General features: G+C 49.2%; 11 protein-coding genes. 4 read left to right on the plus strand and 7 right to left on the minus strand.

Annotated elements, in window-relative coordinates; translation table 11 throughout:
• Window positions 1–14 precede the first annotated feature (14 nt).
• Complete coding sequence (gene gyrB / locus VP504_RS11520) at window positions 15–2,432, plus strand: DNA topoisomerase (ATP-hydrolyzing) subunit B (RefSeq protein WP_325891286.1); 2,418 nt, start codon at window positions 15–17, stop codon at window positions 2,430–2,432.
• A 100-nt stretch (window positions 2,433–2,532) separates the two neighbouring features.
• Here gyrB and VP504_RS11525 read toward each other — a convergent pair whose 3' ends face one another.
• From VP504_RS11525 to glyQ, 4 genes are all read right to left on the minus strand, one after another.
• On the minus strand, window positions 2,533–3,420 hold the full coding sequence (locus VP504_RS11525; protein ID WP_325891287.1) for an alpha/beta hydrolase: 888 nt from the start codon (window positions 3,418–3,420) through the stop codon (window positions 2,533–2,535).
• Between the two features lie 174 nt (window positions 3,421–3,594).
• Window positions 3,595–4,845 carry a valine--pyruvate transaminase gene (locus VP504_RS11530; RefSeq protein ID WP_325891288.1) on the minus strand — a complete coding sequence of 417 codons (1,251 nt, stop codon included), beginning with the start codon at window positions 4,843–4,845 and terminating at the stop codon, window positions 3,595–3,597.
• A 321-nt stretch (window positions 4,846–5,166) separates the two neighbouring features.
• Window positions 5,167–7,233 carry a glycine--tRNA ligase subunit beta gene (glyS, locus tag VP504_RS11535; RefSeq protein ID WP_325891289.1) on the minus strand — a complete coding sequence of 689 codons (2,067 nt, stop codon included), beginning with the start codon at window positions 7,231–7,233 and terminating at the stop codon, window positions 5,167–5,169.
• Between the two features lies 1 nt (window position 7,234).
• Complete coding sequence (glyQ, locus tag VP504_RS11540; protein WP_325891290.1) at window positions 7,235–8,152, minus strand: glycine--tRNA ligase subunit alpha; 918 nt, start codon at window positions 8,150–8,152, stop codon at window positions 7,235–7,237.
• A gap of 361 nt (window positions 8,153–8,513) precedes the next feature.
• On the opposite strand from glyQ, the gene VP504_RS11545 reads away from it, so the two are divergent.
• Together VP504_RS11545 and VP504_RS11550 are read left to right on the plus strand one after the other, a co-directional pair.
• On the plus strand, window positions 8,514–9,071 hold the full coding sequence (locus VP504_RS11545) for a TMEM165/GDT1 family protein (protein WP_325891291.1): 558 nt from the start codon (window positions 8,514–8,516) through the stop codon (window positions 9,069–9,071).
• Between the two features lie 100 nt (window positions 9,072–9,171).
• On the plus strand, window positions 9,172–9,435 hold the full coding sequence (locus VP504_RS11550; protein ID WP_325891292.1) for a hypothetical protein: 264 nt from the start codon (window positions 9,172–9,174) through the stop codon (window positions 9,433–9,435).
• A gap of 65 nt (window positions 9,436–9,500) precedes the next feature.
• Here VP504_RS11550 and tusA read toward each other — a convergent pair whose 3' ends face one another.
• Window positions 9,501–9,746: a sulfurtransferase TusA gene (tusA, locus tag VP504_RS11555; RefSeq protein ID WP_046303100.1), complete on the minus strand. Its 246-nt coding sequence runs from the start codon at window positions 9,744–9,746 to the stop codon at window positions 9,501–9,503.
• A 323-nt stretch (window positions 9,747–10,069) separates the two neighbouring features.
• Between tusA and VP504_RS11560 the strand changes: the two genes are divergently transcribed.
• Window positions 10,070–11,011, plus strand: coding sequence for a LysR family transcriptional regulator (locus VP504_RS11560; RefSeq protein ID WP_325894038.1), 942 nt, complete (start codon window positions 10,070–10,072; stop codon window positions 11,009–11,011).
• 59 nt (window positions 11,012–11,070) lie between these two features.
• Here VP504_RS11560 and acuI read toward each other — a convergent pair whose 3' ends face one another.
• A complete protein-coding gene (gene acuI / locus VP504_RS11565; protein ID WP_325891293.1) occupies window positions 11,071–12,051 on the minus strand; it encodes an acrylyl-CoA reductase (NADPH) in 981 nt (326 codons plus the stop codon).
• A gap of 180 nt (window positions 12,052–12,231) precedes the next feature.
• Window positions 12,232–13,395 carry an acetyl-CoA C-acyltransferase FadA gene (fadA, locus tag VP504_RS11570; protein WP_325891294.1) on the minus strand — a complete coding sequence of 388 codons (1,164 nt, stop codon included), beginning with the start codon at window positions 13,393–13,395 and terminating at the stop codon, window positions 12,232–12,234.
• Window positions 13,396–13,406 lie beyond the last annotated feature (11 nt).

The following is a 13,406-nucleotide window of genomic DNA, read 5'->3' on the forward strand; positions in this document are numbered from 1 at the left end:
GCGAGAGTAACTCAATGTCCAACAATTACGATTCATCGAGTATCAAGGTACTCAAGGGTCTGGATGCAGTACGAAAGCGTCCGGGGATGTACATCGGTGATACTGACGACGGTACCGGTCTGCACCACATGGTCTTTGAGGTGGTCGATAACTCTATCGATGAAGCTCTCGCTGGTCACTGTAATGACATCGTGGTCACCATCCATGAAGACGGTTCGGTATCTGTAAAAGATGACGGTCGTGGTATTCCTGTCGACATCCACGAAGAAGAGGGTGTATCAGCAGCGGAAGTTATCATGACGGTACTTCATGCCGGTGGTAAGTTCGATGACAACTCGTACAAAGTCTCCGGTGGTCTTCACGGTGTAGGTGTTTCGGTAGTAAACGCCCTGTCTGAGAAGCTTGAACTGACCATCTGGCGTCACGGCAACATCCACCAGCAAATCTACAAAATGGGTGTGCCTGAGCAGCCTCTGGAAGCGATTGGTGATACTGAAGAAACTGGAACCCGTATCCGTTTCTGGCCAAGTGACGAGACTTTCTCTGACACTACATTCCATTATGACATTCTGGCTAAACGCCTGCGTGAGCTATCATTCCTGAACTCTGGCGTGTCTATCAAATTGATTGATGAGCGCGAAGAGAATAAGCAAGACCACTTCATGTATGAAGGTGGTATCCGCGCATTCGTAGAGCACCTCAACCGCAACAAAACACCTATTCACCCAACTGTGTTCCACTTTGAACATGAACGCGAAGATGGTGTGTCGGTAGAAGTGTCAATGCAGTGGAACGATGGTTTCCAGGAAAACATTTACTGTTTCACCAACAACATTCCTCAGCGTGATGGCGGTACTCACCTTGCCGGTTTCCGTGCAGCTCTGACCCGTACGCTGAACTCCTTCATGGACAAAGAAGGCTATTCGAAGAAAGCCAAAGCAGCGACTTCTGGCGACGATGCCCGTGAAGGTTTGACTGCCGTTGTGTCTGTGAAAGTGCCGGATCCGAAATTCTCAAGCCAGACTAAAGACAAACTGGTTTCTTCAGAAGTCAAGTCTGCGGTTGAGTCAGCAATGAACGAGAAACTGTCTGAGTTCCTGATTGAGAACCCACAAGACTCGAAGATCGTTTGTAGCAAAATCATTGATGCGGCGCGTGCGCGTGAAGCGGCACGTAAAGCACGTGAAATGACCCGTCGTAAAGGCGCACTGGATTTAGCTGGCCTGCCAGGCAAGCTTGCAGACTGTCAGGAAAAAGATCCTGCACTGTCTGAACTCTACATTGTGGAGGGTGACTCTGCGGGCGGTTCCGCGAAGCAGGGTCGTAACCGTAAGAACCAGGCTATCCTGCCACTGAAGGGTAAAATCCTGAACGTTGAAAAAGCGCGCTTTGACAAGATGCTTTCTTCGCAGGAAGTCGCAACGCTGATCACTGCACTAGGTTGTGGTATTGGCCGCGACGAGTACAACCCTGATAAGCTGCGTTACCACAGCATCATCATCATGACCGATGCGGACGTCGACGGCTCGCACATCCGTACGCTGCTGTTGACCTTCTTCTATCGTCAAATGCCTGAGCTGATTGAACGCGGCTATGTCTACATTGCTCAACCGCCGCTTTACAAAGTGAAGAAAGGTAAACAAGAGCAGTACATCAAAGATGATGAAGCGATGGAGCAATACCAGGTATCTATCGCGCTGGAAAACGCTTCACTCTTCGTTAACCAAGATGCACCAGCACTGAATGGTTTGGCGTTAGAAGAGCTTGTTAAGCAGTACAACGGTGTCATGAAGCTGATTAAGCGCATGAACCGTCGTTACCCATACGCGATGCTCAACGAGCTAGTTTACCAACCGCGTCTGAGTGTAGATACGCTGAGCAACGAGGGTGAAGTACGCGCCTGGATTGGTACGCTGGTGGATGTTCTGAATAAGAACTCGACCGGTGAAAGCCAGTACCGCGCTGAGGTGAAGTTTGATGAAGAGCATCAGGCTTACCAACCAGAATTGATTGTTCGTACCCACGGTGTCGATCATGAGTATCTCATCAGCTACGACTTGCTGAACTCAAAAGAGTACGGACGTATCGCTGATCTGGCAGAAGCACTTGATGGTCTCCTGGATGATACTGCGTACATTCAACGTGGTGAGCGTAAGCAACCTGTTAAGAGTTTTGCAGATGCACTGGCTTGGTTGATTAAAGAATCTAACCGTGGTCTTAGCCGTCAGCGCTACAAAGGTCTGGGTGAGATGAACCCTGATCAACTTTGGGAAACCACCATGGACCCAGAATCACGTCGTATGATGCGCGTGACCATTCAGGATGCGGTAGCAGCAGATGAGCTCTTCACGACATTGATGGGTGATCACGTTGAGCCACGTCGTGCGTTTATCGAAGATAACGCCCTGAAGGTTGCCAACCTCGACGTGTAACCACGTGATTCTACGTAAAATCTGAGTACCAAACGCCGCATTAGCGGCGTTTTTTTTACGTAGCGTGACGTATCTGTTTAAGTTATTGAATTATAAAACTTTAAGCGTGTTCAATAATACTGTTTATCAATTCTTCATGAATGGCTAAAGACGGATTCTGATAAGACGCCAAGTTATCTTCTAGGTTGTCATTTACCACCACCAGAACGTGATTCATCGAATCGGTTAATCTTAGGGTTACTTGTTTTTCGTTATCCGTATAAAGTGCAAGCGCATCTTCTTTTGTCACTTGTAAATCATGCTCCCCTTGAACAATTTGAGTTTTACCTTTTCTTTGGGATATTAGAGAGCAGGGATCCAGTCTCAGTAAGGATTTCATATAAGCCTGGGCTGAGGGTCTAAATAGCTGAAATAGGCTCTCGCTGATGTGAGTGACGTTTTCACCGTATTTTAATGCATCGATAATGGCTTCGGCTTCATTAACAAGTTGGGGAGCTCGCGCTGAAAGTTGTTCCAGTATGATTTGGTCTATTGGGCGACCCGGTGTGGCGACGAGCACAAGCGTATCAATGTCTGTTTTCAGTCCGGCAGCCAGACCGATGAGCCCGCCTTCACTATGACCAATGACACCCACTTTAGATGTTGGATATTTTTTTCGCAGCCAATCAATCACGTAAACAGCGTCATCAATATAGGTATCAATGGTGAGGGCTTCTTCTTTTAACCCGTCTACCTTACTTTCACCGACACCTCTTTTGTCATAGCGGTATGAAGCGATGTTTAGTTGAGAAAGGGCTTGTGCGAGCTTTTTGTACGTGTCCGTTATTATCGATTGTTGATTACCATCTCTATCCGTAGGTCCACTTCCGGCAATGATCAAATACACTGTTTTGCCATGTTGAGAGGATTCTGGTTCGACTAAAGTTCCTGTCAGAACTCCAACTTTCACATCAGTTTCTGCCACACAATTTGCTTTATTCACTGTCATTGAATCCTCCCAATCGGTGTTTCACGTGAAACACTAGCGGTTAAATTCAAATGACTAAAGAACACGTTTTGCTGTTTGCGAGCAGATTAGTGAGTCCAATTATAAGATGAGCACAAAGAAGCCCAGTCGATTTACCAACTGGGCGATGTTTCACGTGGAACCTTTGGTGGAGAATTAAGACTCAGCGTAAGCCTTTTCCACTTCCTCTTTAAGTATCTCGATACCCCGCGCAATGGCGTCGTCATCCTGAACATAGTTCATTCTTAGGCATTCACGGGTATGATCCCAATCCAGGTCTGAACCAATAAAGAAGTATTCGCCAGGTACAATCAGTAAACCGCGTTGCTTTAGGCGCTGGTATAGTTCTTTGGTGCTGATGGGTAGCCCCTCAAACCATAGCCAAAGGAAGATAGCACCTTCTGGTTTGTGTATTTTGAATCGGTTATCAGGAATCGCTTTTTGAAGAAGCTCGATACTACGTTTGGCTTTCTTCTGATAGAAGGGCTTAATGACGGTTTCACTGAGCGACAGTAAGTCGCCGGTTTTAATCATCTCAAGTGCGAGTGCAGGGCCAACACCACAAGGTGACAAGCTGACAATGCCATTGATGTTGGATAGGGCAGTGATAATGTCTTCCTGCGCAATGATGATGCCGCAGCGTACACCTGGTAAACCTAACTTTGATAAGCTTGAACACAGGATAGTGTTCTCATTCCAGAAAGGCTTCACATCTTCGAAGATGATGTTAGGGAAGGGGACGCCATAAGCATTGTCGATGATGAGGGGAATATTGTTCGCTCGTGCCAGCTTATCAAGCTTTGCGATCTCTTCATCAGTAAGTACGTTTCCGGTTGGGTTTGTTGGTCGTGAGGCACAAATAGCCGCAACTGACTCGTCAATTTCCAGCGCATCAAAATCTACATGGTATTTAAACTGGCGGTTATCCAGATGCTCGATAGTCGGTTTGAAGCTGGTAAAGATATCAGGGTCCAAACCCGAATCGGCGTAACCAATATATTCAGGTGTTAAAGGCAGGAGGATCTTCTTAAAGCTGCCGTCATCATACTGCCCGCCGAAAAGGTTGAAGAGATAAAAGAAGGCGCACTGACTGCCATTGGTCAGCATGATGTTTTTAGATGTCACCTGCCATCCAAATGTCTTATTCAACATCTCTGCCAATGCTGCGATAAAAGCTGTTTTCCCTTGCGGGCCATCGTAGTTTGAGAGTGCTGCGACAAGAGAGCCATCATCTAGCATCCGTCTACTCAAGTCTTCAAAATGCTCAAGCATTTCAGGAATCGCCGCTGGGTTGCCACCACCAAGCATAATGGCATCCGGGTTTCTTAGTCCGTCATTGAGATCGTCCATCAACTGTGTGATGCCGGAATGCTGAGAAAACTTATTTCCAAACTTAGAAAACTGCATAGCGCGAAACCTATTTAATCCTTTGTTCCTTCAGGTTAGTCGACAAACCATAACTGATTCATTGCACAAAATGAATGCAATTTCTGCTTTCTTTTTAACATGTAGCGGACGGCGGAAAGGTTGTCGTTTCAGATAAGGGAAGGAGGGAGTTTAGAAAGCGTTTCGAGAGATGTTCCACGTGAAACATGCAGACAATTTAAGATTAAACAGGGTTGAAGATATCGCTTTAGAGGCTATGAATGAGGCTGGTGGAAAGACTTTTATATCGATACAAAAAAGCCCCGTTCAAACGGGGCTCTTGATTTACTTTTCTTGCCGAACTTATTTCTGAAGCAGAGAGATATCTGCAACATTCATAAACTGGCCTCGCAGGGTATTGAGCAGTGCCAGACGGTTCGCCTTCAGCGCTTCGTCTTCAGCCATTACCATCACGTTGTCGAAGAAGGTATCAACAGGTTCGCGCAGGTCTGCCAATTGGGTCAGTGCAGCTTGGTAATCACCAGCGGCAAAGACAGGCTTCAGCGCTTCAACCATTGCGGTGACTTTTTCAGCCAACGCCTTTTCTGCATCTTCAACCAACAGCTCACTGTTGATGGTGTCAGACAATTCGCCGTCGTATTTTGCCAGGATGTTACCAACACGCTTATTCGCAGCCGCCAGAGACTCAGCAGCATCCAGTGAACGGAAGTGCGTTACAGCTTTCACGCGCTTGTCGAAATCAGCCGGTTGGGTAGGGTTCATTGCAAGCACGGCTTGGATGGCATCTACGCTATGGCCTTCGTCCTGATACCATGCACGGAAACGACCCAGCATGAATTCGATAACGTCAGCTTCAACCTTATCGTTAGTCAGACGGTCGCCGAACAGCGATTTGGCTTTGGCAATCAGATCGGTCAGATCCAGATCGTAACCGTACTCAACGATAATGCGAAGGACACCCAGAGAAGCACGACGCAGCGCGAATGGGTCAGAACCTTTTGGTGCCTGGCCAATACCGAAGATACCTACGATGGTATCCAGCTTGTCTGCCATCGCCAGTGCTGAAGAAACACCATTGCCTGGCAGTTCATCACCTGCGAAACGCGGCATGTATTGCTCATTCAGGGCAACGGCAACGTCTTCTGCTTCGCCATCATGACGCGCGTAGTGCATACCCATCACGCCCTGAGTTTCGGTGAATTCGAAAACCATGGAGGTCATCAGGTCGCATTTCGCCAGAAGGCCTGCACGTTTTGCTTTTTCGACGTCAGCACCAATCTTGTCAGCAATGTAGCCGGCAAGCTCAGTGATGCGGTCTGTCTTGTCTTTGATGGTACCCAACTGCTTTTGGAAAATAGCCGTTTCCAGCTGTGGTAGACGGTCAATCAAAGGACGCTTACGGTCGGTGTCGAAGAAGAACTCTGCATCCGCAAGACGTGGGCGAACCACTTTTTCATTACCTTCGATAACGTGGCGAGGTTCCTTCGATTCGATGTTTGATACGAAGATGAAGTTAGGCAGAAGCTGCTTGTCTTCGCTGTAAACAGGGAAGTACTTCTGGTCGCCTTTCATGGTGTAAACCAAGGCTTCTGAAGGAACCTTCAGGAACTTCTCTTCGAAGGTTGCAGTCAGTACCACTGGCCACTCAACCAGAGACGTGACTTCCTCAACCAAATCATCTTCCAGATCAGCAATACCACCCACCAGCTCCGCTGCCTTTTGGGCATCAGCGATGATAGTGGCTTTACGTGCTTCGTAATCGGCAATGACTTTACCGCGCTCTTCCAGAATCGCTGGATACTGGTCAGCATTGTCGATAGTAAATTCCGCTTCGCCCATGAAACGGTGACCACGGATGGTACGCGCTGAATCAACACCCATGATGGTGCCTTCAATCAGCTCGTCACCCAGCAGGATAGTCAGGGTCTTCACCGGACGGATGAACAGGGTATCTTTGTCACCCCAGCGCATTGGCTTCGCGATTGGCAGATTCGCCAGCGCTTTGTCGGCCAGCGCAACAACGATGTCTTTGGTGTTATGGCCTTTAACTTCTTGCTTGAACAGCAGCCATTCACCTTTATCAGTCACCATACGATCGGCTTCTGATACATCGATACCACAACCACGCGCCCAACCTTGTGCGGCTTTGGTTGGGTTGCCGTCTGCGTCAAAAGCGGCAGAGATGGCAGGGCCTCGTTTCTCAACCATCTTGTCAGCTTGTTGGTCAGCCAGCGCAGTGACTTTCAGTGCCAGACGACGAGGGGTTGCGTACCAAACTACACCCTCGTGGGTCAGTTCAGCGTCTTTCAGCTCTTGCTCAAAGTTTGCTGCAAATGCTTCTGCCAGTGTACGAAGTTGCGTTGGTGGCAGCTCTTCAGTACCCAGCTCAATCAGGAAATTGTTCGCCATCTTACTTCTCCTCACCCTTTTTACACATTGGGAAGCCAAGAGCTTCACGGGATGCGTAGTACGCTTCAGCAACTGACTTGGTCAGGTTGCGGATACGCAGGATGTAGCGTTGACGCTCGGTCACTGAGATAGCTTTGCGTGCGTCCAGCAGGTTAAATGCATGGCCTGCTTTCAGGATGCGCTCATACGCTGGCAATGGCAGAGGCTTCTCTAGTTCAAGCAGAGATTTACACTCTTTCTCGCACTGGTCGAAGTAAGTGAACAGGAAATCTACGTCAGCGTATTCGAAGTTGTAGGTCGATTGCTCTACTTCATTCTGGTGGAAGATATCGCCGTAGGTTACTTTGCCAAATGGGCCTTCGGTCCATACCAGATCGTAAACTGAATCGACGCCCTGGATGTACATTGCCAGACGTTCGATACCGTAAGTGATTTCGCCGGTAACAGGCTTACACTCAAGACCACCTACTTGTTGGAAGTAAGTAAACTGGGTGACTTCCATGCCGTTCAGCCAAACTTCCCAGCCAAGACCCCAGGCACCCAGCGTCGGGTTTTCCCAGTTGTCTTCTACGAAGCGGATGTCATGAACTTCAGGGTCAATACCCAGCACACGCAGCGAACCAAGATACAGTTCCTGAATGTTGTCTGGGGACGGCTTCAGGATGGTCTGGAACTGGTAGTAGTGTTGCAGACGGTTAGGGTTTTCACCGTATCGGCCGTCAGTTGGACGACGAGAAGGCTGAACGTAAGCTGCTGCGATTGGCTCTGGACCAATTGCACGCAGACAAGTCATTGGGTGAGAGGTGCCTGCACCTACCTCCATGTCGAGCGGTTGTACGATGGTACAACCTTGTTGGGCCCAGTAATCCTGCAGCGCGAGGATCATGCCCTGAAAAGTTTTAACGTCGAATTTTTGCATCGTCAGGTTCGCGCGATTTAATGAAGTGAAAATAACACGCGATTATAGCGCGCAAGGCTTGGGATAAGTAGGGGTAATGGCGGTTTTTTGTCCTTTGGTTTCAAAGGTGGCGAGCGGGGTCGAAAGGTAAAACGGGCAGAGGTTGTATTCCGTCAGGCGTTGAGGCTAAAATGCGCTCGCTCTTGGGGAGTAGTCTCTCGCGCCAGCGAGGCCATTATCAACATATTTGAAGCTCAATCTTCATGGTAATGGCGACACACGATAGTGGGTTTGACGAGACCAATGACACTTTACGCGAACCGGGCGGGGCGCGTGGGTTGTCATGGTTTTCGAATAATAATCCTCGCCCTGGAAAACAATAATGAGCGTGTTAGCGATATCTATTGCCACCGTTGCGTTGGCAGAAATTGGTGATAAAACCCAACTCCTTTCCCTGTTACTGGCCAGTCGATACCGAAAGCCAGTGCCTATTATTCTTGCGATATTTTTCGCCACAATCCTTAACCATGCGGTTGCTGCTTGGCTGGGTGTGGTTGTTGCCGATTATCTTACCGAAGATGTCTTGCGTTGGGTGCTGATCGTCAGCTTTGCGGTGATGGCAGTATGGGTGCTAATCCCTGACAAACTCGATGATGAAGAAAGTGTGTCAAACCGGGGCCCGTTTGTGGCGAGTTTCATCGCGTTCTTTATTGCGGAAATTGGCGACAAAACCCAGGTGGCTACAACTGTACTCGGTGCTCAAAATGCTGAAGCGCTGACCATGGTTATTATTGGCACGACTATCGGTATGCTGCTGGCTAATGTCCCGGTGGTATTGCTGGGTCACAAGGCAGCAAATGCATTGCCATTGAACGTTGTACGGTATGTGACGGCAGGGTTGTTTGCGGTACTCGCGATCGGTACTTTCTTTATGCGATAAGAAACATAACCAGACGCCTGAATGTGTGATTTCATCAGCAACCTCTCCGACGGTTCCATGGTAGTTTGGCGTTAGTGTCATCGTGATTAAGGAGCGTGTTATGGACAGGTTTCTGGCGATCAGCCCTAAAAGCCAGATGTGGCTGTTCCACTTTGCACTGGCGCTGAATATTCTTGGAATGGTGTTAACTGATATGTGGTTTCCTATGGTGGTTGGCGCAATAGTAACCACTTACTTATCGATTGATGCTATGGTGAGGGTGCGCTACGTATTACCAATGAAAAAGGCCGTGCGGGAACTGGAGCATGAAAACGCCACGCTCAGGCGGAAAGTGAACGACGTTGAGCAAGCATCAGATTACTGACAGACACGAAAAAGGCAGCCTTGGCTGCCTTTTTCATTTCCGTTCGTTTGTCCGTTCAGAAGGTCTTAAAGACCTTTCTTGATCAGATAGCGGAATGGGCTTGTTTCTGACTCATGGGCAACAAGGGTGTGGTCCATAAAACGGCAGAAACTTGGGATGTCGCGTGTCGTGGACGGATCGTCCGCCGTCACCAGCAAGGTTTCCCCCTCCGCCATGTTGCGGATTGTTTTTCTTACCATCATGACCGGTTCCGGACAACGCAGGCCTTCTGCGTCTAAAAAGTGATCCGGATTTTCAAATTCTGAACTCATCTGCATTTATCACATTGAAAACGTCGACCCGATCATACTTATGAAGACTAAATATTCAACAGGGGTTGGTTTTGTAAAAAACATGTGTAACTTAATTAACAAGTTGTTAACGAATGATGTTCAAACGAACGTGAACATGGCGAAACAGCTAGGCTAACTCACTCATCGACTACACTCACACCCAGTTTTCTTGGGCTTCCCCGCTTTAATGCGGGATTTTTTTTATCTGGCGTTCGCCAAATATCAATAAACGCCTTTCTTAATCACCCTTATCGGTGACCGGCATGCTTATAATGGCAACGTTACCACTCTTTGGGCATGTTATGGAACTTGAAGATATCTACCGCCGCGACTTAAACCTGTTAATAGCGCTTCGTGTGCTGTTGGAAGAAGGTAGCGTGAGTAAAGCGGCTATCCGTTTAAGCCTTAGCCAGTCAGCGATGAGTAGGGTGCTGGGACGATTGAGAAGCCTTACAGGCGATCCCTTGTTTACCCGGCATGGACAACAGCTGATCCCAACCCAAAGAGCGTTGGAGTTGAATGCTCAACTGACAGCGCCACTAGATACACTTCGTCATGTCCTTTCGCCTGAAGAGTTTGATCCGGCCATGTGTGGGCAGTCTTTTAAGATCGCGACGACTGATTACGCTATGCAAACCATTTTGCCATTTGCATTGCCGCGTATTTATGAGGAAGCGCCAGGTTTGTCACTGGAGTTCGCCCCTTTGCAGCATGACCAGTTAATGCGTCAGTTAACTTCGGAAGGTTGCGACATGGCGATTTGCCGCCCGACAGGTCCCGTTGACCCGCTTCAGTCTGACAGGTTGGGACTGGTGAGCGTATTTTGCATGGTGTCGAAACATCACCCTTTGGCCGATAAAGCGCTGACGCTCGAAGACTACATGGCTTACCCACATGCAGTGATTGCTATCAGTGACGGCGTGAAAGCGCTGATCGATGAAGCGTTGCGTGGACACCCAGAGCCGAAACTGGCTCTACGTGCTTATCACCTGGAAGCGGCGGTGGCGATGCTGGATAGCCTGCCACTTATCATTACCGTTCCTGCTGACTTGGCGTATCTCGTGGGTGAAAAACACGATTTGGTGATTAAACCATTACCGTTTGAATTTAAGCCGTTTGATTACTCCCTAATTTGGCACCCAAGGACGGAGCATTCTGCGGCGCAGGTATGGCTTCGAAACTTGATTAAAGAAGAGTGCAGCCGCCTTATCGATACACGGATTAAAGACATGGGGTTTGTTTGACCCTATCAAACAAAAAACGGAGCCGATAGGCTCCGTTCTTTTTATACCGCAAAGAAGGCTTACAGCTTGATCACCACACGGCCAGTGATTTGACCATTGGTGATGGCTTCTGCTGCGTCTGGCACTTCTTCCAGCGAGATTTCGCGACAGCCGTTATCGTAGTAGCTTGCTGGCAATATCTCAGAGATACGCTGCCACGCTTTCTGGCGACGCTCGAAAGGCGCGTATACAGAATCCACACCCAGCAGTTTCACGCCGCGTAGGATAAATGGCATGACTGTGGTTGGCAGATCGAAACCTCCTGCAAGACCACATGCTGCGACTGCGCCGTCGTAATCAACCTGCGCCAGCACTTTTGCCAGCATTTTGCTGCCAACGGTATCTACCGCGCCTGCCCAAATTTGTTTTTCCAATGGACGAGCTGGTTCTTCAAATTCGCTACGCTCTACCACGCGCGACGCGCCCAGAGATTTCAGCCACTCACCGTTCTCGCTTGAACGGCCTGTTACTGCTACCACTTGATAACCCAGTTCAGACAGCAGCGTCACCGCCACTGAACCGACACCGCCACTTGCGCCTGTCACCAGGATTTCACCTTTCTCTGGTGTGATGCCAGCATCTTGAAGTGCCTGTACACACAGCATGGCTGTCAAACCCGCAGTACCGATTTTCATTGCCTGATCGCCAGAGAGCTTTTCTGGCAGTGGAACCAACCAGTCAGCTTTGAGGCGCGCTTTTTGTGCCATGCCACCCCAATGGGTTTCACCAACGCCCCAGCCAGTCAGTACCACTTTCTGTCCGGCGGTAAAACGTGAATCTGAAGATTCTGACACTGTCCCTGTCAGGTCGATACCTGGGACCATTGGGAACTCGCGACAGATCTTGCCCTTGCCTGTAATAGCAAGGCCATCTTTGTAGTTCAGTGAGGAGTAATCCACGTCGATCAGCACATCGCCTTGTGGCAGTCGGCTTACGTCGAGTTCTTGAATGCTTGAAGTGGTGATTTTGTCAGCTTGGTCCAGTACCAGTGCTTTGAACATGGGATGTCCTCCGGAAAGGGGAATAAACGTATGAAATACAGTGTAGAACCAAAGTGGTCATGAAAATAATGAAACTAAATCATGATTAATATGCGTTATGCGCATGGCTCTATAGCAATGCTTCGCTACAAATAACAAAGCCGGGTATTAAACCCGGCTTTGATGACGACACGTTTTTGTTTAAACGCGCTCAAACACCGTAGCAATACCCTGGCCTAATCCGATACACATGGTGGCAAGGCCCAGCTCGACATCATTGTGCTCCATCAGGTTGATAAGCGTAGTAGAGATACGTGCGCCTGAACAACCCAGAGGGTGACCCAGTGCGATCGCGCCACCGTTGAGGTTCACTTTTTCGTCGACTTTATCCAGCAAGCCCAGATCTTTTGCGCAAGGCAGTGACTGTGCAGCGAAGGCTTCGTTGAGCTCAATCATGCCGATGTCATCAATACTCACGCCTGCACGCTTCAGTGCTTTTTGCGTTGCCGGTACAGGACCATAACCCATGATAGAAGGATCGCAGCCTGCGACTGCCATCGAACGCACGCGAGCACGAATAGGCAGACCGAGCGCTTTGGCTTTGTCTTCGCTCATCACCAGCATGGCTGCCGCACCATCAGACAGTGCGGAAGACGTACCTGCGGTTACTGTGCCGTTGGCTGGGTCGAATACAGGGCGCAGGCCTGAAAGGGTTTCCACTGTGGTTTCCGGACGGATAACTTCATCGTTTTCCATCAGGAACAGTCCGCCTTTCTCATCATGGCCTTCGGTAGGCATGATTTCGTTCTTAAAGCGGCCTTCCACGGTGGCGGCATATGCGCGCTGGTGGGAGCGGGCAGCAAAAGCATCTTGCTGCTCACGGCTGATACCATGGATGCGACCTAACATCTCTGCGGTCAGACCCATCATGCCGGCGGCTTTTGCCACAGACTTGGAAAGACCCGGGTGGAAGTCGACACCGTGGGTCATTGGAACATGACCCATGTGCTCAACACCACCAATTAGGCAGACATCAGCATCGCCCACTTGAATGGCACGCGCGGCATCATGCAGTGCCTGCATGGAAGAGCCACACAGACGGTTAACCGTAGTTGCGGCTACTGTGTGTGGAATGCCAGCGAGCAGCGCTGCGTTACGGGCAACGTTGAAGCCTTGTTCCAGTGTTTGCTGCACACAGCCCCAGTAGATATCCTCGATTTCTGTTGGATCTAATTGTGGGTTACGTGCCAGCAGTGATGCCATCAGGTGCGCTGACAAATCTTCCGCACGGGTGTGGCGGAAAGCACCGCCTTTGGAGCGGCCCATCGGGGTTCGAATACAATCGACAATCACGACGTTTTTCATGTTGTTTTCCC

This window comes from Grimontia sp. NTOU-MAR1 (genome assembly GCF_035758505.1).
Lineage (GTDB): Bacteria > Pseudomonadota > Gammaproteobacteria > Enterobacterales > Vibrionaceae > Enterovibrio > Enterovibrio marinus.

Coding starts and splice junctions, on each gene's coding strand:
- gyrB (WP_325891286.1), top strand. CDS start 15: ATGTCCAACAATTACGATTCATCGAGTATCAAGGTACTCAAGGGTCTG.
- VP504_RS11525 (WP_325891287.1), bottom strand. CDS start 3,420: ATGACAGTGAATAAAGCAAATTGTGTGGCAGAAACTGATGTGAAAGTT.
- VP504_RS11530 (WP_325891288.1), bottom strand. CDS start 4,845: ATGCAGTTTTCTAAGTTTGGAAATAAGTTTTCTCAGCATTCCGGCATC.
- glyS (WP_325891289.1), bottom strand. CDS start 7,233: ATGGCGAACAATTTCCTGATTGAGCTGGGTACTGAAGAGCTGCCACCA.
- glyQ (WP_325891290.1), bottom strand. CDS start 8,152: ATGCAAAAATTCGACGTTAAAACTTTTCAGGGCATGATCCTCGCGCTG.
- VP504_RS11545 (WP_325891291.1), top strand. CDS start 8,514: ATGAGCGTGTTAGCGATATCTATTGCCACCGTTGCGTTGGCAGAAATT.
- VP504_RS11550 (WP_325891292.1), top strand. CDS start 9,172: ATGGACAGGTTTCTGGCGATCAGCCCTAAAAGCCAGATGTGGCTGTTC.
- tusA (WP_046303100.1), bottom strand. CDS start 9,746: ATGAGTTCAGAATTTGAAAATCCGGATCACTTTTTAGACGCAGAAGGC.
- VP504_RS11560 (WP_325894038.1), top strand. CDS start 10,070: ATGGAACTTGAAGATATCTACCGCCGCGACTTAAACCTGTTAATAGCG.
- acuI (WP_325891293.1), bottom strand. CDS start 12,051: ATGTTCAAAGCACTGGTACTGGACCAAGCTGACAAAATCACCACTTCA.
- fadA (WP_325891294.1), bottom strand. CDS start 13,395: ATGAAAAACGTCGTGATTGTCGATTGTATTCGAACCCCGATGGGCCGC.